We start from the raw sequence: 19,257 nt of genomic DNA on the forward strand, positions 1-19,257 counted from the left end.
GATAACAGGGAATTCCACTGCCGCGCATCGCGAAGGCGCGCGACATACCACATGCTCGCAGCTGGCACCGCGAACAGATTTCAGTACAGCGGGATTTGAAGTCGCCCCCCCGTCTGCTGATCGGCTGGGTAATTAGGAAGTATGGCGAAAAAAGCTTCGAAATGTGATTTGTACCTACGTATATGCGGCCCGACGACGGCATCGGTTGCGACGTCGAAGACGTGCGATGATCGCATGCGCGGTATGCGTGATTGCCTTTCCGGCTCTTGAGCCTCAAGACGCCGTTTTCGCTCTCCATGAAGCTCGGCACTGGTCACGCCATCGACCAACTCGGTCGTCAGGCATCGGTGACGTGTCCTGGGAGCCAACCGTTGCATCGCGAACATTGGGATCGCTACGCGGCTTGCCTGCCGGCTCGGGGCATCCATTACGCCAGCACGCGCAACCACGTCCAAGCGAGGTAGCGCGACATGGACTATGACCGGCGCGATGAAAGCTGGATCTAGTCACGTGAATTTAAAGTTCACCACATAAAGTCTGCTGGGCTTTGAGGCAGAAGCGTTTGACGGAAGCCAAAATCTGGTCTGCGGACTTGGTCCATTTGAAGGGCTTTGGATTTCTGTTGTGCAGGTCGATGAAGGTGCGGATGTCGGCCTCGAGCTGCCTGACGAAGGTGTGAACACCCCGCTGGATCTGTTTTCTGGTGAGTTCAGCGAACCAGCGCTCGACCTGATTGATCCAGGATGCGGAAGTCGGCGTGAAGTGGACATGATAGTGCGGCCGACGGGCGAGCCACGCTTTGATCTTGGGGGTCTTGTGGGTGGCGTTGTCCATGACGATGTGGACAGCGATCCCTCAGGGATTTGATCGTCAATCTCTTTGAGGAACTTCAAGAACTCGACAGCCCGATGGCGCTTGTAGCATTTGCCAATGACAAACCCCGAGGCGACATCGAGTGCAGCAAACAGCGTGGTTGTACCATGCCGCACGTCGCTGTAAGACCGGTTGCTCGCGATCAGGGGCCTGTATCTGACGCTTCTCATCGACACTGAGGACAACGGCTCGGTTCGGTGGCGACAGATAAAGCCCGACAATATCGTGCACCTTGTCGACGAACAGCGGATCGCTCGACAGTTTGAATGTCTCGCTGCGGTGCGGACGCCGTCCACATTCGGCGGATTGTGGTGTGGGGAAAGCCAGCTTCCGCAGCCATCGAGCGGATCGACCCGTGCGTCGCGTCGGGCGGCGTTGTACGCAACGTCCGCTCGATTACCTCAGCAACCTGATCGTCGTTGATGGTTCGAGGGCGGCCGGGGCCTCGTGGTCGTGTCCCCAGTGATGGTGTAGCTCGGTAGAGCAAAGCCGTCCGCACGCGCGCCCCGCCGTAGCGGGCGGGCGGCGTTGCGGTGGTCACCGGCAGTTCGCCGGTAGGATCGGGTTGCAACACGCTAACGCAACCGAGGAACTACCGATGACCGACGACAAGATGAACCTGCGCACGCTGGTGGAGAAGACCCCTGATGCCGATCTCTTGCGCGAGACGATCGGCTTTGCCGCCCAGCGGCTGATGGAGCTGGAAGTGGAGGGCCAGACCGGGGCAGCCTATGGGGAGAAGAACCCCAAGCGTCTGGCTCAGCGCAACGGCTACCGCGACCGGATCTGGGAGACCGGTGCCGGGTCGGTCGAGCTTCGCATCCCCAAGCTGCGCAAAGGCTCCGACATCCCTGGCTTCCTGGAGCCGCGGCGCATGGCCGAGAAGGCACTCACCGCCGTGGTGCAGGAAGCCTACGTGCAGGGCGTCTCGACCCGTTCGGTGGATGATCTGGTGCAGGCCATGGGCATGACCGGCATCTCCAAGAGCCAGGTGAGCCGGCTCTGCGGCGAGATCGACGAAAAGGTGAAGGCCTTCCTCGCCCGTCCGATCGAGGGCGACTGGCCGTATCTGTGGATCGACGCCACCTATGTGAAGGTCCGCCAGCAGGGGCGCATCGTCTCAGTCGCGGTGATCGTCGCGGTCGGCGTCAACAGCGATGGCCGGCGCGAGGTTCTCGGAAGGGATATTGGGCCGTCCGAGGCCGAGACGTTCTGGACGGCGTTCCTGCGCAAGCTCGCCCGCCGTGGCCTGCGCTGCGATCCTTCAAAAAATCGGCGGCGCCACTTGCCAACGATGTGTTCGTGGAGGCCGAGTTCGGCAGCCACAGACTTGCTTGGCAACAATCCGTCCGCACATAGCAGGATCGCGCGGCATCGCTCAGATAGCGGCCGGGCAACACGATGACGACGAACTTGCCTCTCCAAGTATGCCCGCTCCCGCGGACTCAACACCAACGGCGCGATCGGCCGGCCTCTCGTACCTGCATTCGCCACAAGCGCTCTCCTCCGCAGGGTCCCAGCGCTCTTTTATGTGACGAACTTGCATTCCAGATGACTAGCGCGCAAAGGCATTTCGTCGCCGCTTCTGCGGCGGATCGTCAGTCCTGAACCGCGCGATCAATCGCCAGAGCTGAACTTCGCTTCTGTCTGCCAGGCGCATGGCGCACTCTTTCGCAGCACGGTCGTCCGTGCAGTCGAGTTTCACCGCGGCCATCAACTGACCGTGCTCGTCCAGAACGTGGAGTCGATATTCGGGCACCATTATCCCCGCTGACGACAACATTCTACCTGCTCGTCCCGCGGCAAACCGGAGATTTTGGTAGCTTACGAACTACCTCTCTTGGGCCACTATTGGGCTACAGGCCGAGCGACGATCGAACGTCCACTTGCGCATCGCAGATCGCCGTCCAGTGACTCGAAAGTACTCACCGCTGTTGCGCCATCCATCTCCATGCATCGCGGACCTGAATTTCCAGATCAGATCGCTCTGGTTTCCAGCCGAGCAAGGCCCGCGCCCGTCGGAGAGCGCCGATCAAGACCACGGGATCGCCGGAACGCCTTGGCACAGTTGGACGTGCATTGATTTTCACGTGACGCGCTCGGTGGTCGCGTCGGCTTCCAAGACCGAGCCACGCTCATTGGCCAAACTGACCGAGGAGCGCGATAACAGCTGCTACAACGAGGCTTCGGCGGCTCCTCTAAGCCGTCTAACGTAAGCGAACGCGCCGATGCGCTCATGCTCTGTGGGACGCATTGTCGGACAGAGAAGGCCACGGCCCAAACGAGCCCTCCAGCAGCGCTGCACCGTTGCCGGCCTCCCAAGCTTCGTCGGCACGTCCAAGACAAAGACGCTGCATAACGAGATGCCCAAACATCGCATGTATATCTTCCGAGAGTTGCATGTCATTCACATTGACCAAGACCACATACTGGGCAATCTGCTTGAGCACTCCGCCGCTATATCCACAAAGACCTAGTGTAACCGCGCCACGATCATTGGCGTATCGAACAGCACGCAAAACGTTCTCCGAATTCCCGCTTCCCGAAATCGCAATGACCAAGTCGCCATCGTTCAGGACGTTCTTCAGCTGCTCGACGAATACATCCTCGAAAGAAACATCGTTCGCGTACGCAAACGCCAGGCCCACATTGTCGACCAGCGACCGACCACGAAAAGGACGCTTGGTAGAGAGATAGATGCTCTTATTCCAGTCCGTGATGAAATGTAGCGCCGTAAGTGAGCTGCCACCATTTCCAAGCGTGATTATCTGCTTCCCATCTTCCTGCGCCTGCGCGACCAAGGCTACTGCATTATCGAAACTCTGGTGGTCCAATGAGGCCAGAACGGCCTCCAGCTTTCTGAAATAGGCTCGAGCGGTACCGCTGAACTGATTGATTGAGTGAGCTTCGATATCGGTTGATCGGGCACTGCTGCTAAACTGTTTCATTGAGTGAGCTCCGATGTTGGTTGATAATGAACGATGCGGCTTCCGGCGAAATCAAACTTCACAGGAATGTGCTGCAGCTCCCCCAGGGCCACCTTGATTGCGTCGTGGCGATCGGGAGGCGCGAAGAACATGAGAAAACCTCCCGCACCTGCTCCGAGTAGCTTGCCGCCCTTGGCGCCCGCTTGTAATGCTCTTCGGTACCAGCCATCGATCGCATCGTTCGTGATTTCTTCAGCGAGACTCTTTTTTAAGAGCCAGTTCTCATGGAGGATTTCGCCGAAAGCATCGAGGTTCCATCGCTGCAGTTCGTCACGAAGTTGATACGTGAGTTCGACCATCCGTCTGAGCGCTTTCCGCTTTTCCGCTGCTCTTTCGATGCCCGCCGACTGCCGGACGAGAATGTCTGATGCACTACGCGTGATGCCGGTGTAAAACATGAGAACCTGCTTCTCAATCGACACTATAAAATCACGCGGACAAATGAGCGGCGTGACCGAGACGCTCTCATCCGGATGAAATTCGATAAGATTCAACCCCCCGAAAGCGGCGGCATACTGATCTTGCTTTCCAATGGGAGCGCCACAAAGTTCGATCTCAATGAGACAGCTATCTGCGCCGAGCTTTGCCTTCGAGACATACTGACCCCGAAACGCATTTAGTGCGTGCAGAAGGCCAACTGTAAACGTGCTGGAGGACCCAAGCCCTGTTCCTTTGGATGGAATATCCGCAATAGTTGTTATCTCAACACCTCCACGGATCCCAAGATATCCCATCGTCGCCCTTACTATCGGATGCTGGATCTGCTCAACGCTATCCACCTCTTCCGTTCTGGAATAAGCAACTCGAGTACCGCTATCGAACTTGCGGTTCACATTCACATAGACGTACTTGTCGATAGCAACGCTTAGGACGGCGCCGCCTTCCTGACGATAGAACGCAGGGAGATCGCTACCACCTCCCACAAAGCTGACTCGAAGCGGCGTCTGACTAATGATCATTCACTGCCTCAATCGGCTCAATCGCCTGCAATCGGACACGATGTTTTGCGCTCGCACGCGACGCCAACACGATCGGGGCCTCGTCTTTTTGGCGCGAACTGTAAATACTCGCAGCGGCCTCCCGATCCATACCTCGCCGCAAGTATTCTCGCATTACTCGGGACCTCCTCTGCTCCTCATCGATGTCAACGAAGAACGTGTGCGAACGACCGCCCAACACCGCATCGGACAGCGAAAGAGCGACAGTCCCCTCCACGACCAGGACGGTTTCCGGAGAAATGGTTATCTGCTCCGATCTTGGATGCGATGTGCGGCTTAGCTTTTCGTAAAAGGGCAGATCGCACGTCTCGCGAGAACGAACTCCCGCCATACGGCTTAGAACTCTCCTGATCTCGTCCACATTGTAGCGCCCCATCACCGTTGGTTCGCGAACTGCGCCGGACCGTATCCAGCGATCAAGAGCAACGACTTGCGTCTCAAGGCCACGCCCGCGAAGAGCCTCCGCGATGGCGCTGGAAAGAAAACTCTTTCCGCTCCGGGAAAGGCCCCCTACAAAACAAACATCACCTGGCTTCACATGCGCGGTCAGATCAGATGCTGAGCGAATCAAGGGCGGATGAACGGCGAGAATGAACTCAGCAGCCTCAGACAAGTCTGAAACGGTATAGTCAGGCATGACCTGATACTTGCCATCCAGCCCGCCCGCGCCCGTCTCGACTAGGATCGATCTGATGCCAGACCGCTTTGCGAGAGCGACATCTGTGGAAGAATCGCCGATGACCCAGGACTGACTCCGGTCGATATTGAAAGCCTCGACCGCCTCATCAACCAACCCGGTGGAAGGCTTGCGGCATTCGCAGCGGATCTTCAGCTCTTCCACCTCACCGGCAAAGCCGCGATCTGGATGATGCGGACAGAAATAGATCGCATCAACGAAAGCTCCGCATCGGCCAAGCTCGGTCTCCATCTTGTTGTGGATCACCTGAAGGTCTCGTACGGAGCAATTACCTCTCGCCACAACGGGTTGGTTCGTGACGACAATCGTCCGGTATTCGGCTCGGTTGAAACAAGCGATCGCGGCCGCAGCTCCCTCAATCAGCTGGAGGCGCTCGGGACGATCGACGTGCCCATAGTCGACATTGATGCACCCGTCCCTGTCCAAAAACACCGCTTTCTGCAGAGATGAGAGTGACGATCGAGCTATGCGGCCCGATTCAAAGTCGGCGCAGACCTTGTCAAGTCTCTCAGGGGTTCCGGCATCCTTTATGTACTCAGGGCTGTTGTAGCTTCTAATCTCCATGCCGACCCGAAGCATCTCGGGAAAGAGGTCCTTGCCGAAATCGAGCGGAGTGACTGCGGTGCGCCACGGGGATAAGGCTTGCTTTCGAATGTAATAGAGAGCCGCGCTGACTCTGTTTGGGTAATAGCAACCGGGATCGTGTGGATATGGATGGAACGCGGTCACCATGCCGTCTTCTGACGTTTCGATCAGATCGGAATCATGCGGGTGATCATTCGGGTGAGTGAAAACTGTTGCCGCTGCTGCCTTATGTTTTTCATGGAAGCACCTAAAGCGGGTGAGGTCGACGTCGAGCATCGTGTCGCCATAGATCGTAAGGAAATCGTCGCCGAGCACGTCCAAGGTGGACAGAACTGCTCCAGCAGTCCCGCGAGGTGCACCGTCATTTACGCAACGAACGTCAATCCCCCAATTCTCACGCTGATTGCAAAACTCCACGATTTGCTCGGCTGCGTGGTTCACCAGGATCAAGATGCTTTCGATACCGTGCTGCTTAGCGAGGATGATTTGATGCTCAAGGAGCGGCCTGCCACCTACGTTGACCAGTGACTTTGGCAAATCACCTGTCCGGCTCCTGAGCCGTGTTCCTCGACCACCTGCAAGTACAACCGCCTGCATCACAGGTGTCCTTCCTGTCCCACGATCTCCACGACAGCTTTGCGAACGGCGTCAGCCGAACCAAGCTGGGGCCGCCAACCGAGCGCACGGATCTTTGCTATGTCATAGGAAAATCGGGGAACATCCCCTGTCCAGCCGCGATCTTCAACCCCGTACTCGATCCCGGCGCCCGGTGCGACAGCCTCGACGGTCGTTTCCGCTATAAAGCTAACGGTTACCCCTTTGTCCTCGGGACCGATATTGTAGTAGCCAAGCCGCTCCGATGCGTTTTCACGCAGGTAGACAAGCGCGTCAATCAAGTCATTGACGTGAAGATATGCCTTCCGCTGTCGTCCCGATCCCAAGACATTCAGCTTGTTTGGCGTGCTCCTTAGCTTTCTCACGAAATCCAGAACGACGCCGTGGGTCGCCGGGACACCGATCACGTTCGGAAAGCGAAAAATCAACGCCCGATCTAACCAGTTCTCGACGGCCGCGCTGATTAGCGCCTCCGATGCGAGCTTCATCGCGCCGTAATTGGAAATGGGTAGCAGCGGCCCGACGTCCTCGCTGATCGGAGCCTCTCCCAAATTGCCGTATACAGCCGAACTGGAAGCGAAAGCCAGAAACGGAATCCCCACCTCCTTCATCGAGTCCAACACGTTGAACGTCGATAGGAAGGTATCGCGCAGATCAACAGAGGCATCGGCGATTCCCGCCGGAATGTCCGAATTTGCTGCCATGTGCCACACTTCGGAAATCAGAATTCGGCTGTGGCAATTCAAAAAGCGGCTTCTCACTGCATTTGCGTCTGAGAGATCCACCTTCTCAAAAATGAATCTCTCATTCGTAAGGAGCCCACTCAGGTTTTCCCGAGAACCTCGTGATAGGTTATCAAAGCCGACGACCGGATATCCGCGATCAATAAAGAGTCTTGCGAGCTTGCTTCCTACAAAGCCCGCGACCCCTGATATAAATATAGCGTGCGGTTGACCCAATCGGATTGCCCCTTCCTCTTGTGCGCGAGCCCTCTCAGCTCTTCCGAATGATGCAACGGCAACGCGGGATGGATCGGTGCGGGGTGGCCGCCGTTTCATCTTCGGGCTGGTTAGCCCACCTGCTTCGGGTTGCGGTACAATGGCCTTGGGGCAAAGGCGACTCTCCAGCAGGGCCGTTAAGGTCATGCGCTCCCTCGTGCGTCTTTGAATCATTGCATGGTTTTCTCCGAACCGCGATCCCTCCTCCGGGGTAACCCCATCTTGCTGGTCCGAACTTGACCACAGAGCGCCCGCCTGTGCGTCGGCTTCCACCGATGACATGCAGAATACGGCTGCGACGCCAACGACGATCCCATTCTCGCCGGGATTCAAGGCCGGGCTCAGGATTATAATGGTCTCCAGCTTCAAGGCAGCGCGGATCCATAGGGTGAGCAATCTGCGCGCGATCCGGGTCGGCTGGCGTGTCCTGAAACAACTTCCGCCGGCGCTTCATGCCGAAGCCGCATGCAACAGACTACCAGATTGACACGACTCACCTTCGTCGGACCGGCGGCGGCGCCCACGACGAAGGCTGGCTTGGTTGAGAATCCACGAAGCCGTAACGAGCGATTACCCTTTAGCTCGATCGAGGCTCATATCAGAAGCTATGCCGAGAACGGGTTGCGTCGGTAGGTTAGGCTCAAGGATCCGCGAAACTCGCATCTTCAGGCCACAGCTTGCGTCGCCGGTAACGGCGGTTTGGCGGCGATTGTCTAGCCCTGCGGTCATAGAGGCCCGGACTCCTTTTTCTTCACCGATCCTCGGAAGACACGGGATTATCGGTGTTGGGGAGAATACGTCGTGAACCGGATGAATCCCCGAACGGGGCTCCGCTATCGCGACGATCCTACAACTATGGCTTGGGAGTTGACGAATGAAGCCAACGCGCGTGCCGCAACCCGATTAATTGCGCGGCGTTGGACCGGGCACTCGGTTCAACCTCGACCTTCGTATGCTAACTTTCAGTGGTAGACGAAGTCGACGTTGATCATCGCTCGGTCTGTGCAGCTCGATACGAGCTGTAAAATGAATAGTGGCCTCGAGCCCGTGTTCCCTAACATTGTCGCCACCAAGTTCTGGTCACCGATGTCGCCGACTGCATCATCGGAAGCTTTACCGGCACGGCGATGAGCGGGCGTGGTGGCAGAAACAGGGGATCGCCCCCTTGGCACCGCGGCACCCCTTTGGGCTGGGACGCATGCGGTCGAGCCAGCCGCTGAAGCTGGTCAGATGGACAATTCAACGTTTGGCAATCAATCCGGCGGCGGAGATCGGCTTCAAAATAAAGAAACGAACCCAATTCTACCGGAAACCTCTGTCGCCGGGTGCGCCAGCCCAAGGATGAGTCGGATTGGATGGAGAGACATCAGGGCCTCTAGGGCGCCACTGACACCGGTGGCACCGGGAGGGCGCGCCGCGCTCTGCCTTGTGACGCGGTGGCCTCCTGAGTCGGAACTGTACCAGCCCTACCGGATCCGGCAGTTCAGGCGTTCGCCGGACCAAGTTTTAGCAAGTGCTTGCAATAACCGCGTTTGTCCATAGGCGATGGCTGTGACGGCCAAGCCGACAAAAATCGCAAATGCCCGCCCAAAGTTCCCGGTGATCAGATAGCGGAAGAAAGATTGTGCGATCGTCAGCACATACCGCCGCTCCGAACCCAGCCCGTCACGCGAACCGGTCACCCCGGTCAGCACGGATTTGGCGGTTCCTTCCATGCGACAGCGGCGGACGAAATAGCGCCACGTCGTTCGTTGGGCCGGCACGACATGCTGGATACGCGCCTGCGGGCAATAGAGCCAAATACCGCCCGGAAACTGGCGTGAGGCGCGAATGCAGAATTCGGTTTCGTCGCAGGCCTCGGACACCGCTTTGCCTCCGCGCGGCCCGCCAAGTCTCGTCGAGCCTCCACCCCACCCGGCGGTAAACCCGCCAGTTCGACGAATCACGTCGGCGCGCACCGCCATATTGGCCCCAAGCAGGTTGCGAACTTGTCCGTTGTGGACTGGCATCCCGGTGTAGGTGCAACCGACGATCCAGTTGAATTCAGCGGGGAACCAGCCGGGCGGTGGCCGGAGCCACAACGGATCGATATGTCCGCCGGCACCGAGAACGCGCGGATCTTGGAAAGTCTCGACGAGATGCGCAAGCCAATTGCGATCGGCGATTGCATCATCGTCGAGAAAGACAACGATCGGGGCGGTCGCCAATTCGGCACCGGACGTGCGAGCGCCTGACAGCCTCGCCGCCTTATTCACGACGACCTCAATCCCCTCCATCTCGCGCCTGGCACGCTCTAGCAGTGCCTCGCTTTCCTGGTCGATGACGACGAAGATTTCTCGCGCCGGATAAGTCTGCTCGCGCACCGACGCGACAGCTGCATTCAGTTCGCTCCAACGATGAAGCGTATACGCGCAGATCACGACGGATACATCGCTGGGCTTTCTGTCGCCGATTTCAGAACGTTCCAATGCGTCCCCCAAATTCCTTAAGCTGCCGGCTTCGTCACAGGATTATGACCAAGAGCTGACACTCATCTCGCCAGCTGACGTTCCGGCGGGGCCGAGTGCAATGGCCCCGATGGATTACCCCTCTGGCTTCGTACGGCCCGCCTCCGATCGGGCATAGTGGTATTCGAGAATATCGATTGGCCGATTCCAGTCGCTTCAATAGGACGCCGCATTATCAGTGAATGATCCCGACCCAATGTTTGGCTCTGCGGATTCACAGGTCTCCGCTGTCGTGATCGGTGGGAGCTGAACGGCCTCGGGGGGTGCCGCAGCCTGGCCGCGGGCGAATGCCTATCTGGGTGATCGACCGCAAGCGCTCGAACCCGGCGCTGTGGTCGACCTACGCCCCATCCCGTCGATGGACGCGCGAGGCCTGCCTCGCTGCAGGCATTGAATGTTACGACGCGACGCCGCGGTATGGCGGCGCGGTGACGTTTTGCCAGATCGATGCGCTCGATCGGTCGAAGCTTGCGCAGACCCCGGTCGGCCGCATTCGTGCGGAGCGTTCGGGTGTGCCACACCCACAATCACCAGTCCGGCCTGGGGGTCATCGACCTGTTCGGCCATGTCAGGACGTTGCGGGAGGTCACAGCCTCCTATGGTCAGCTTGCATCCAGCCTACTAGCCGCGCGTAGCAGACGAACAATTGCTGCACCAAGGGGACACCGTCACTGTGCAAAGAACGCCCCACGATGGGCACTCAAGAAATATGGATACTGACCCGAGGCGGCTGCCGCGAATCCGGCCACGGCCGCCACAGCCTGATCGACCGCACCGCTGCACTTCTTCCGCCGATCATCTCGCGGTAAAACCCAGTGCCAGTGCTTGGCCCGCGGCAACGCACCAAGACCTCCCAAGACACCCTCGCAGAGGGCCTGCGTAGGTCACGGGTTTGCTTTGCGCCTGGCGCCACCGCTTTTTCATGGTAACTAGTTTTTTCATGGTAACTAGTCATGTGATGAGTAAGCGCCAGGATGCACACTGGTATGCTCGCAGTCAAATGGCGCCATGATGTGCCGGGCCCTGCGTCCAGTTGCGCTGCAGCCGACAGGACGACCGAGATCAGAGCATACGCGATCGTCTCGTAGGCGAACTGTGACTCGAACATTACCCCAGACCGTGCTTCCCATATAGAAGAGGCAGGCAATGCTGGCCAATCGTTCCGAGCCACTTCTGCGGCTCACGAGCTTCAACGGACACCGCGCGTACCGAGGCGGCCTTCCTCTTCGAGACGGGTGGCGACCCGCAGCGCCGGCGCCACCACCATCCCAGCACCGGGTGAATGAATAGCACGGGCCAGAGATACACCGGCATCAGCAGTAGCTTGCGCAGCGGATGCGCGATGCCGCGACCTCATATTGGAGCGCATGCCGATGACGATCCCCGAGCGCGCGCATGCCCGGCACAATTGAAACGAGATCCGCATCTTCCTTCGCATGTCCCGCCATCATGCGGCACTGGGCGCCGGCATCTTCGGGATCGTGGTGAGGCTTCGATGGCGACGGCAGCCTGACCTGTGCGGGAGACGATCATGTGACCGCCCGGGCGCGGCCGGCGATTTCGAGATACGTGGACTCGATCGCCGCGACTACCGACTGGATGGCGTAACGATCCCGCACCGTCGATGCGGTCGCATGCCCGATTCGCTTGCGAAGCCCGGGGTCCTGAACCACCCGGCTGAGGGCCATCCCCAACCCTAACCGGTCTCTAGGTTCCACGAGAAGACCGTCTATGCCATCGCGAATCATCTCGGGTGCGGCGCCGACGCGCGTCGCGACGACCGCCAGTCCGCACGCCATTGCCTCGAGGAGCGCGTTCGACATGCCCTCGCCGTGCGACGGCAACACGAAAATGTCCGACGCCCGGTAGTAATCGCGGATGTCCTTGGTCCAATCGCGAAGGATCACGCGCTCGCTCTCCTCAACCGGTCCAATGGGATCGTCGACCGCTAGTGCGTGACTTCCGACAAGGACGAGCACGGCATCCTGTAGCTGGGACGTCACCGTCCAGGTGTCGAGCAAGTCTGACACGCCTTTGTGCCGAGCGAACCGCCCCGCGTAGAGCACGATAACGCGGTCAGCCGGCAGTCCCAGTGCCAGGCGTGCGGCGACTTGATCTTTCTCAGTGCGCTCAAGAAAGCGGGCCGTGTCCAGGCCGTTGGGGAGCCGCACAATCCGGTTCCGTGGAACACCCAACTCGAGAAGACCAGCCGCGATTTGGTCGGATGTTGCCTGGACGCGGGTTGCACGGCGCAGGCCCGCGGATCTCGTCAGCCAGGCAACCGGTCTGATCGGTCTCAGTTCCCTTTCTCGGCCGCCCCCCCCCCAACTTGACATAGATTGGCCGGCGAAGCAGTCCGGCAACGAGCGAAACGACATCGGCCTGCACACCGGCGTAGTGGACGTGCACAAGATCGAACCGGCGAACACGAAAAACCAGAAAGACTGCCAGTACGGGAAGGTAACTCCAAGTCCAGGCCTTCGACCATCGGCGTAGCCAAGAGAGGCGGCGAACGAAAACCCCGCTGACCCATCCCGAGGAGACGCCCGCGCAAGACGGGCAGACAACCGTCACATGGTGACCCCGACGGACCAACTCCTCCGCCTGCAGCCGGGCCTGGTGTTCGGCCCCTGAACTCGGACCCGGGTGATAGCCTATCGTGCAGAAGAGGATTCGAAGCCGATTGTGGGCCGCAGGATGAGCCGACGAACCTGCTCCTCCGGTGACCAAAGTCTTTCTCACTGTCGAGATTCCCATCCTTGACCTTCCTCACGTTCCGTCGACGGTGGGCAAGCCAGCGCTCGCGGCCATCGATACGATCGCGAATATCAGCCGCCTGGCCCGCGAATTAAAGCAATCGATTGCCCAAGCCGGGCGCGGCACCGTCCCGAGCAGAGCCGGCGCGAAAATATTGGTTGACTGCACCTGGATTACCGTCGCCTCGCCGCTCACGCAGAGCCGGAGCATGTCCTGGTGGTAATCGACCGAGTAATAGCTGTCGAGAAACTGCCTGGACTCGGCGAACGCCCCATCGCGGTCTCGTTGACGTTGATATTATGGTAGATGGTGGCCTCGAATTCGGGCCCTCAGTTCGTGCCCCAATTCGCGTGAGTAGCCGCGGATCATCGCGAGCGATGTCTTTACGTCTTCAGCCGACCTAAAGGTGTCAACCAGCGGCGCCCCAGATAGGAATAGGCTGCTGAATAGGACGCGGCAGCATGTGAGGTTGCGGAAGCGCCAATATTGTTCATCGTAATCGACGTCCGCGCGGGACGACGTGAGCGCAGCATCTCGATCTCCTCCTCCATGCGCATCCCGCTGGAGGTCGATCCCAATATGAGCAAACTCCTTCTCGAAGGCACCTCAGCCCGGCTCGGGTTTGCCCTGACAGGCTACGAAAACGCGATCAAAGCATTGCGTTCCTCCGCGTCAGGCCGACAACACGATATCCTCAATCTCGCTCCCGTCCCGCATCTTGGCCACGATTTCAAATTTGTTCGCCTCGCTAAGCCGGAAGATCGTGCCGTGATTGGTGCCGTCCGGGTGCGTTCGGTTCACAATCAGGAACGAACCGGCACCCGCTAGGCGATCCTTAAGATTGTCCACGGCGCGGCATAACTGCGCCGCGTCGAAATAGCCATGATTAAGCAGATTTGCCACGCGGATTGCGTTGAACCGGCCGCGTAGATGCTCCGGGTTCGGCGCCAGTATGTCATCCTCAGCAAAACTCAGCCGGGCGTCGTCGCGCGCATGCGGGTTCACCAGCAGAACATCCTTCCCCCTTCGCCTCCCATTGGTCAACAGCAATAGCGCGCTTGCAAACGCATTGAGCGCGGCGATCACGAAACCGGTCCCCCTGAAGAAATCTCGCGGCCCATCCAAGTACCATCGCACCGGACGATTGCCGACAATGTGCTGAAGCACCTTGCCATCGCGGTCGAGAAGAACCTCATATTGCGGCATTAGGCGCACGAGGCTCCCGCGCATGCACAAGTCCGTCGCCAAGATTTCCGCGTCGATGCCAACGCGCGTTAAGGCATCCGCCCATTCGAGCGAGGAAACCCCCGAGGATACGCCTACGTCCATAATCTGGCGTGGCTTACGGTCAAGTTTCCGCCACTCGCCGATGACCAGCATATTGAGATCATCGAGGCGATGGTGGTCGGTGGTCTTAAAGGTGCCGTTACGCAGGCGAATGGAGGTAAAGAATGCCGCCTCCTGGCTTTGCGTAAACGTATCACCTGCTGTCAAAAAACTCCTTGCATTCAAAGTCACGCTATCCCCCAGTTCTAATTCAAGAAAACTCTCTCATCAGAGTTCGAACTCTGAGCAGTTTTCAGGGTGCTCATCGACGTCGGCTGGCAGGCGACAGGACCGTTATGCCCCGCGACGACCAGGCACGCAGCCCGGCAGGAAATGCCGTGACAGCACTCCCCAGACGCCAAGCACGTAGTCTCCAAGACTGATCACGTTCCTTCGATCTTTCCAACGATCAAGGGTCTACGCGCAGATGACTACCGATACATGCTCGAAAGTTTTCCGACGTTGATTTCAGAATGCTCAAAAACTCTACCCCGAGATTGTACCGGGGTTGGTGCGACGTTGGAAACTTGCCACCCAGTTGACGTCCGGATAAGGCGCAATCACACAGGTGGCTCGGCACCGGTCCCCGGAGAGGGCAACATGTCGTCAGGCGCGCCTGGCTCCCTCCCCTCCGGATAACCGGGTAGTCGATGGACGAACATGTCGCGAGACCCTCTAAAACATTTGGCCGGCACACCCATCATGACGCTCGCTTCAGAGACGTCGTAAATTACCAACGAGTTTGGGACAATGACAGCATCGTCGCCGACCAAGAGTTTGCCGACAAGAACCGCATTTGCGAGGATCAGGACGCGGTCGCCAATTCGCGGTGTCCCTCGCTGTGTCCCGCGACCTGACTCAGCAATGGTCACTCCGTGCCCGATGCTGCAATGCGTACCAACAATAGCATCCTTACTGATGAAGATATGTCTTCGGCCAAGGTACAAGCCGGGGCCAATGCAGGCCTCACAGCTTATCGAAATGCCGGTCAGGACCTCGATGGCTTTTTGCCAAATTTCCAAGACGTACAGACATGGACGTTTGATGACAGGGGGCAGTGCTGCATTATACACACCAGACGCAATTCGGTGCTCCAGGAGTGCCCATAGGCCTTGATTGGTGAACAGCAGATTCAACAGTGATGCACCAGGACGATACTGTCTGTAGCGGCCGATATCACTGCGATAACGCTGCATCCATGTCATGTCGCGGCGGCGGTCGGCTCGCGGGCGCGGCGCGGTTTCATCAATACTGCCGCCCGATGCCTGCATAGGTGTTCTCATGACATTTGTCCTCCTATCGCCGGATGATGGGTACTCGGTTTGAGGGGGGATCATGTCGCGAGACCCTGCCTGGCTAAAACATTTGGCCGGCACACCCATCATGACGCTCGACGCAGAGACATCGTAAATGACCAACGAGTTTGGGCCAACGACAGCGTCGTCGGCAACTGACAGCTTGCCGATAACAACCGCCTTCGCGCCGATCACGACGCGGTCGCCAAGTCGCGGTGTCCCTCTCTGCGTCCCGCGACCTGATTCAGCGATAGTCGCTCCGTTCAAGATGGTGCAATGTGCACCGATAATAGCATCCTTGCCGATGAAGATGTGTTGGGGGCCCATGTAGCAACCGGGGCCAATGAAGGCCTCACGGCTGATCGAGATGCCGGTCAGGATCTCGACGGCTTTTTGCCAAATCTCCAGGGCGTATAGACATGGACGTTTGATGACAGGGGGCAATGCTGCATTATGCACACCAGATGCAATTCGGTGCTCCAGAAGTGCCCATAGGCCTTGATGGGCGACCAGCAGATTCAGCAGTGATGCACCAGGACGATACTGTCTGTACCGGCCGACATCACTGCGATAAAGCTGCAACCAGGTCATGCGGCGGACGGCTCGCGGGCGCGGCGCGGTTTCGTCAGTGCTGACGCCGGACGCCTGCATGGTTCTTCTCATGACATTTGTTCCCCTATCGACCGTTTTTCACCTGCTCCGTCCCACATCGTCAGCAACTTTACGGCCCAGGTGCGCGGCATTGCTAAGCACCTGCCATGTCTCTCCGTCATCGTGGTGCACGTCAAACTGCTCGACCTCGTCCTTGGGATATTGACCATCATCCTGAGGCGAGACGAGCCGCCATACCAGCCAGCCGGCGCAATCCGAGTCAGCAGCCATTGTGTCTAGCCACATCTTATAAGCCTTCGCCTGATCGGGATGCGATCGGGCATAGCCAAATTCCTCAAGAACCACGGGCTTCTGGTACAGCGGCGCCATCCGACACTTACTGGTTATCTCGTTGTTGAATTGATCAGGGGTGATGGCGAGGTATTTGGGGTAGCCGTGCCATGTAACAAAATCGATTCCAGGCGCATCGAAGATTGGGTAATCGTCGCCCGCGCCCACGATGTGATTCCGGTCAAGCGACTTGACATAGGCCGCCATCTGGGCCTCCCACTGCCGGCGCAGGCCGATTGGGGCGTGGGCCTCATTCATCAATTCCCAGGCGAATATTGTCGGATCGTCACGGTACGCAATCTCGGTTAGCGGATTGATTCGCTCGACGACGAACTTCACCCACCGCTGGTAATCCGCCATGACACGGGCGTCGGTGAAAAACGCAGGATTAGTGGTATCCCACGGTGCCCCCTGGTGAGTTGGTAGATCGTACCAGCTGCTCATCTGATAGGAGCCGCCGGTGAATGACCAGAAATCGAGAAACGTGAGGATCAGCCTGAGGCGGCGCTTGGCCGCCTCGGCAATCAGGAGATCAATTTTTCGCATGCTGCTGGCATTGATCGCCATGCCGTGCGCGGATGGATCCCAGTACAGGAAGTAGTGGCCGTGGACATTGAGAGCGCTGCTATTGGCTCCATCATTGTGAAATTTCCAGATTGTCAGTGCGACTTCACCATCAGGCGATCCGATTGCCGTGCCGAGAAAAGTGCGGACCACGTTGGCGCCCATCGCCACCGCATCATCGAGCACCTGCGTAACTTCCGCGTCGGATCCCCACGACAGATAATGATTGTTCACGCCAGTAACGTAGAATGGCTTCCCGTCGAGAACGAATTGCGTGCGCTCTGTTTTCACGAACGCACTCGCGACGGCGGGCTTAGCGGCGAAGAGTGCAACTATGCTCAGCGACGTAAGAGCAGCGACGATGATGCTGTGTGTCTTTTGCAATCTGGTTCTCTGTCTCGGCATCATTTTATTCCGATACAGATCTTTGCGCTCGGGCTTGCCGAATTTGGGCAGCGAACGCGCACTCGATGTCATAGTGCCTTTTGCGTTCTGCACGTGAGCGAGCCTGGGCGACTTTCATTGTCCTGTTCCTATAGTAGGAAGCCCGTTGGAAACCGGAGCAGCCAGCGGTCCGGCAGACATTATGCTTCTGCCGCTACTGCTTGAGCCGTCGGGCACGATGAGCTTATCTGCCATACCGTGCAGCAAGCTCTTGCTCGCAGAGACCGGGCCTGTTGCTCTCAGCGGCGGAACGGAACGCAAGTACCGCAACACTGGTGGGAGCAGGAACGCGACCTGCACCGTGACCGCCACGAGCCAGCCTATGGTGAGCCAATCCACTCCACCTGCCACGCCCCCCCGCTGCCGCCAGGCATATTTCCAGGCAGGCGCCCGCACCCAACCATAGGGCCGCTGTCATCATGCTCCCGCGCATTCGCATCAGCAGGATGTAATGCTGCTTCACGGCGGCACCCAGCAGCCCCAACCCGAGCAACCGCACCGCTGACCCCGCCAGTGGGGGATACGCTGGATTGAACAGACCCAGGATGTGGTCGGCAAACAGTGCCAGGAGCCCCGCCATCACCACACTGAATCCCAAGGACAGTACGAAAGAGAAGCGAAGCCGTTGCGGCTGCAGGGCGGGATCAACAGCGCCAACTGCGAACAGTATTGTGGTGAGAGAGACGGGCACCAGCTGCCCTACGAAGAAGATCATCCAACCGGTATAAAAAGCAGCGTTGACTGCCGGCCCCACGCACACACTGACCACAAGTGGCATAATGAAAAATGGAGCAGCCACGGCGAGGTTGAGCGCGTGGTGACGCATGACGACCGATATTCGTCTCGAGAGTGCGCGGAAGTTCGGTGAAGTCAAAATCAGGATACGTCTTATCGATGCATGGCAACAGACAACAGCCAGCGAGGTGCCCAGGCTCGCGATCCAGGTCAACATGATCGCCGTCCCGTTCTGCATCATCGCCACGGCAATGAGCAACAACCCAAGTTTGAGCACGGCCAAGAGTGTATTGCGATAGAACTGCCACTCGCCGTGCAGCAGCCCCATAAGCGCGCCGTCGACCACGAAGCAGAAGCCAGTCAGAGCACAGCCGAGTACGAAGAGAACAGTGTTCGGAAGCGTCATCCATGCGTAATGGAAAAACAGACCGCCGATCGGTAATGCGAGTATCAGTGTGGCTCCCGTCCCGGCCAACACGGCGGCCGCGATCATGGCGGCGGCGCGATCTCCCTGACCGAGCGCTTCACCTATCAGCATGGTTCCGAAACCGGCCTCGCCCAGCGTGGCAACAAACGTCATTGTGGAGATAAGTGCCGACTGAACTCCGACCGCCGCGGGTGGAAAGCTTCGAGCCGCCAACCACCAATAGACGAACCCGAGCACTGCGGTGGATGCGTTGCCCAGCGAGATAAAGGCCGAGTTTCGCAGAACGACGGAGTTGCTGCGGATCTGCTGCGTGACCGTGGCAATGAGCCCGCTCATTCGGACATCCCGACACACAGCACCGCCCTCGCTATCGCCCAATGCCGCTCAAACTTCACCGTCGCAAAACTCGAGTTGGTTGCGCTCAGAAGCGATGCGGGACGCAATCCCACCCGTCGCGGATCTATCCAACCGCCGGCTCCAAGAATATCGGGGCCTTTGCATCGTGCC

12 protein-coding genes and 5 pseudogenes are annotated in these 19,257 nt (G+C 58.6%); 3 read left to right on the plus strand and 14 right to left on the minus strand.

The features are described 5' to 3' along the window. Positions 1–516 precede the first annotated feature (516 nt). A pseudogene (locus tag AC629_RS08845) lies at positions 517–1,315 on the minus strand (IS630 family transposase); the annotation flags it as partial. Between the two features lie 156 nt (positions 1,316–1,471). Here AC629_RS08845 and AC629_RS08850 point away from each other — a divergent pair. Continuing rightward, positions 1,472–2,128 (plus strand): annotated as a pseudogene (locus AC629_RS08850) (IS256 family transposase); the annotation flags it as partial. On the opposite strand, the pseudogene AC629_RS45100 reads toward AC629_RS08850, so the two are convergent. The 6 genes and pseudogenes from AC629_RS45100 to AC629_RS08875 all read right to left on the minus strand — a co-directional run. Continuing rightward, positions 2,067–2,367: pseudogene (locus tag AC629_RS45100) on the minus strand (helix-turn-helix domain-containing protein); the annotation flags it as partial. The pseudogenes AC629_RS08850 and AC629_RS45100 sit on opposite strands and share 62 nt — an antisense overlap. Before the next feature lie 61 nt (positions 2,368–2,428). Next, on the minus strand, positions 2,429–2,635 hold the full coding sequence (locus AC629_RS08855; protein WP_143199002.1) for a hypothetical protein: 207 nt from the start codon (positions 2,633–2,635) through the stop codon (positions 2,429–2,431). A 472-nt stretch (positions 2,636–3,107) separates the two neighbouring features. Continuing rightward, entirely contained in the window at positions 3,108–3,821 is a 714-nt protein-coding gene (locus AC629_RS08860; RefSeq protein WP_084804325.1) for a D-sedoheptulose-7-phosphate isomerase, read from the minus strand. Beyond that, positions 3,818–4,819 (minus strand): GHMP family kinase ATP-binding protein, encoded by a 1,002-nt coding sequence (locus AC629_RS08865; protein ID WP_084804327.1) that lies wholly within the window; start codon positions 4,817–4,819, stop codon positions 3,818–3,820. The genes AC629_RS08860 and AC629_RS08865 overlap by 4 nt, the downstream gene beginning before the upstream one ends. Next, entirely contained in the window at positions 4,809–6,737 is a 1,929-nt protein-coding gene (locus tag AC629_RS08870) for an HAD-IIIA family hydrolase (protein WP_084804329.1), read from the minus strand. Before AC629_RS08870 ends, AC629_RS08865 begins: the two co-directional genes overlap by 11 nt. Then, the gene (locus tag AC629_RS08875) at positions 6,737–8,122 is read right to left on the minus strand and encodes an NAD-dependent epimerase/dehydratase family protein (RefSeq protein ID WP_210419008.1); all 1,386 of its coding nucleotides are present in this window, start codon (positions 8,120–8,122) and stop codon (positions 6,737–6,739) included. Before AC629_RS08875 ends, AC629_RS08870 begins: the two co-directional genes overlap by 1 nt. A 387-nt stretch (positions 8,123–8,509) precedes the next feature. Here AC629_RS08875 and AC629_RS50480 point away from each other — a divergent pair. Further along, a pseudogene (locus AC629_RS50480) lies at positions 8,510–8,725 on the plus strand (hypothetical protein); the annotation flags it as partial. Positions 8,726–9,219: 494 nt separating this feature from the next. Here AC629_RS50480 and AC629_RS08880 read toward each other — a convergent pair. The 3 genes and pseudogenes from AC629_RS08880 to AC629_RS50485 all read right to left on the minus strand — a co-directional run. Then, positions 9,220–10,221 carry a glycosyltransferase family 2 protein gene (locus AC629_RS08880; RefSeq protein WP_168195428.1) on the minus strand — a complete coding sequence of 334 codons (1,002 nt, stop codon included), beginning with the start codon at positions 10,219–10,221 and terminating at the stop codon, positions 9,220–9,222. Between the two features lie 1,568 nt (positions 10,222–11,789). Continuing rightward, complete coding sequence (locus AC629_RS08885) at positions 11,790–12,638, minus strand: glycosyltransferase family 4 protein (RefSeq protein WP_084804332.1); 849 nt, start codon at positions 12,636–12,638, stop codon at positions 11,790–11,792. Beyond that, positions 12,583–13,017: pseudogene (locus AC629_RS50485) on the minus strand (glycosyltransferase); the annotation flags it as partial. The gene AC629_RS08885 and the pseudogene AC629_RS50485, both read right to left, overlap by 56 nt. Here AC629_RS50485 and AC629_RS08895 point away from each other — a divergent pair. Continuing rightward, complete coding sequence (locus AC629_RS08895; protein WP_143199003.1) at positions 12,983–13,240, plus strand: hypothetical protein; 258 nt, start codon at positions 12,983–12,985, stop codon at positions 13,238–13,240. The pseudogene AC629_RS50485 and the gene AC629_RS08895 overlap by 35 nt on opposite strands. A gap of 449 nt (positions 13,241–13,689) precedes the next feature. On the opposite strand, the gene AC629_RS08900 is transcribed toward AC629_RS08895, so the two are convergent. From AC629_RS08900 to AC629_RS08915, 4 genes are all read right to left on the minus strand, one after another. Then, positions 13,690–14,535 (minus strand): hypothetical protein, encoded by an 846-nt coding sequence (locus AC629_RS08900; protein WP_143199004.1) that lies wholly within the window; start codon positions 14,533–14,535, stop codon positions 13,690–13,692. A gap of 368 nt (positions 14,536–14,903) precedes the next feature. Then, complete coding sequence (locus AC629_RS08905; RefSeq protein WP_084804335.1) at positions 14,904–16,301, minus strand: serine O-acetyltransferase; 1,398 nt, start codon at positions 16,299–16,301, stop codon at positions 14,904–14,906. 27 nt (positions 16,302–16,328) lie between these two features. Continuing rightward, positions 16,329–17,642, minus strand: coding sequence for a glycoside hydrolase 5 family protein (locus tag AC629_RS08910; protein ID WP_245331766.1), 1,314 nt, complete (start codon positions 17,640–17,642; stop codon positions 16,329–16,331). 130 nt (positions 17,643–17,772) lie between these two features. Next, entirely contained in the window at positions 17,773–19,086 is a 1,314-nt protein-coding gene (locus AC629_RS08915) for an oligosaccharide flippase family protein (RefSeq protein ID WP_084804338.1), read from the minus strand. Positions 19,087–19,257: the final 171 nt, after the last annotated feature.

The organism is Bradyrhizobium sp. NAS80.1 (assembly GCF_001908205.1).
Classification (GTDB): domain Bacteria; phylum Pseudomonadota; class Alphaproteobacteria; order Rhizobiales; family Xanthobacteraceae; genus Bradyrhizobium.

What these genes read in the sequence shown, in the direction of transcription:
- AC629_RS08885 (WP_084804332.1), bottom strand. Translation starts at nt 12,638, where the DNA reads ATGTCGTTTCGCTCGTTGCCGGACTGCTTCGCCGGCCAATCTATGTCA.
- AC629_RS08915 (WP_084804338.1), bottom strand. Translation starts at nt 19,086, where the DNA reads ATGAGCGGGCTCATTGCCACGGTCACGCAGCAGATCCGCAGCAACTCC.
- AC629_RS08860 (WP_084804325.1), bottom strand. Translation starts at nt 3,821, where the DNA reads ATGAAACAGTTTAGCAGCAGTGCCCGATCAACCGATATCGAAGCTCAC.
- AC629_RS08870 (WP_084804329.1), bottom strand. Translation starts at nt 6,737, where the DNA reads ATGCAGGCGGTTGTACTTGCAGGTGGTCGAGGAACACGGCTCAGGAGC.
- AC629_RS08865 (WP_084804327.1), bottom strand. Translation starts at nt 4,819, where the DNA reads ATGATCATTAGTCAGACGCCGCTTCGAGTCAGCTTTGTGGGAGGTGGT.
- AC629_RS08905 (WP_084804335.1), bottom strand. Translation starts at nt 16,301, where the DNA reads ATGAGAAGAACCATGCAGGCGTCCGGCGTCAGCACTGACGAAACCGCG.
- AC629_RS08855 (WP_143199002.1), bottom strand. Translation starts at nt 2,635, where the DNA reads ATGGTGCCCGAATATCGACTCCACGTTCTGGACGAGCACGGTCAGTTG.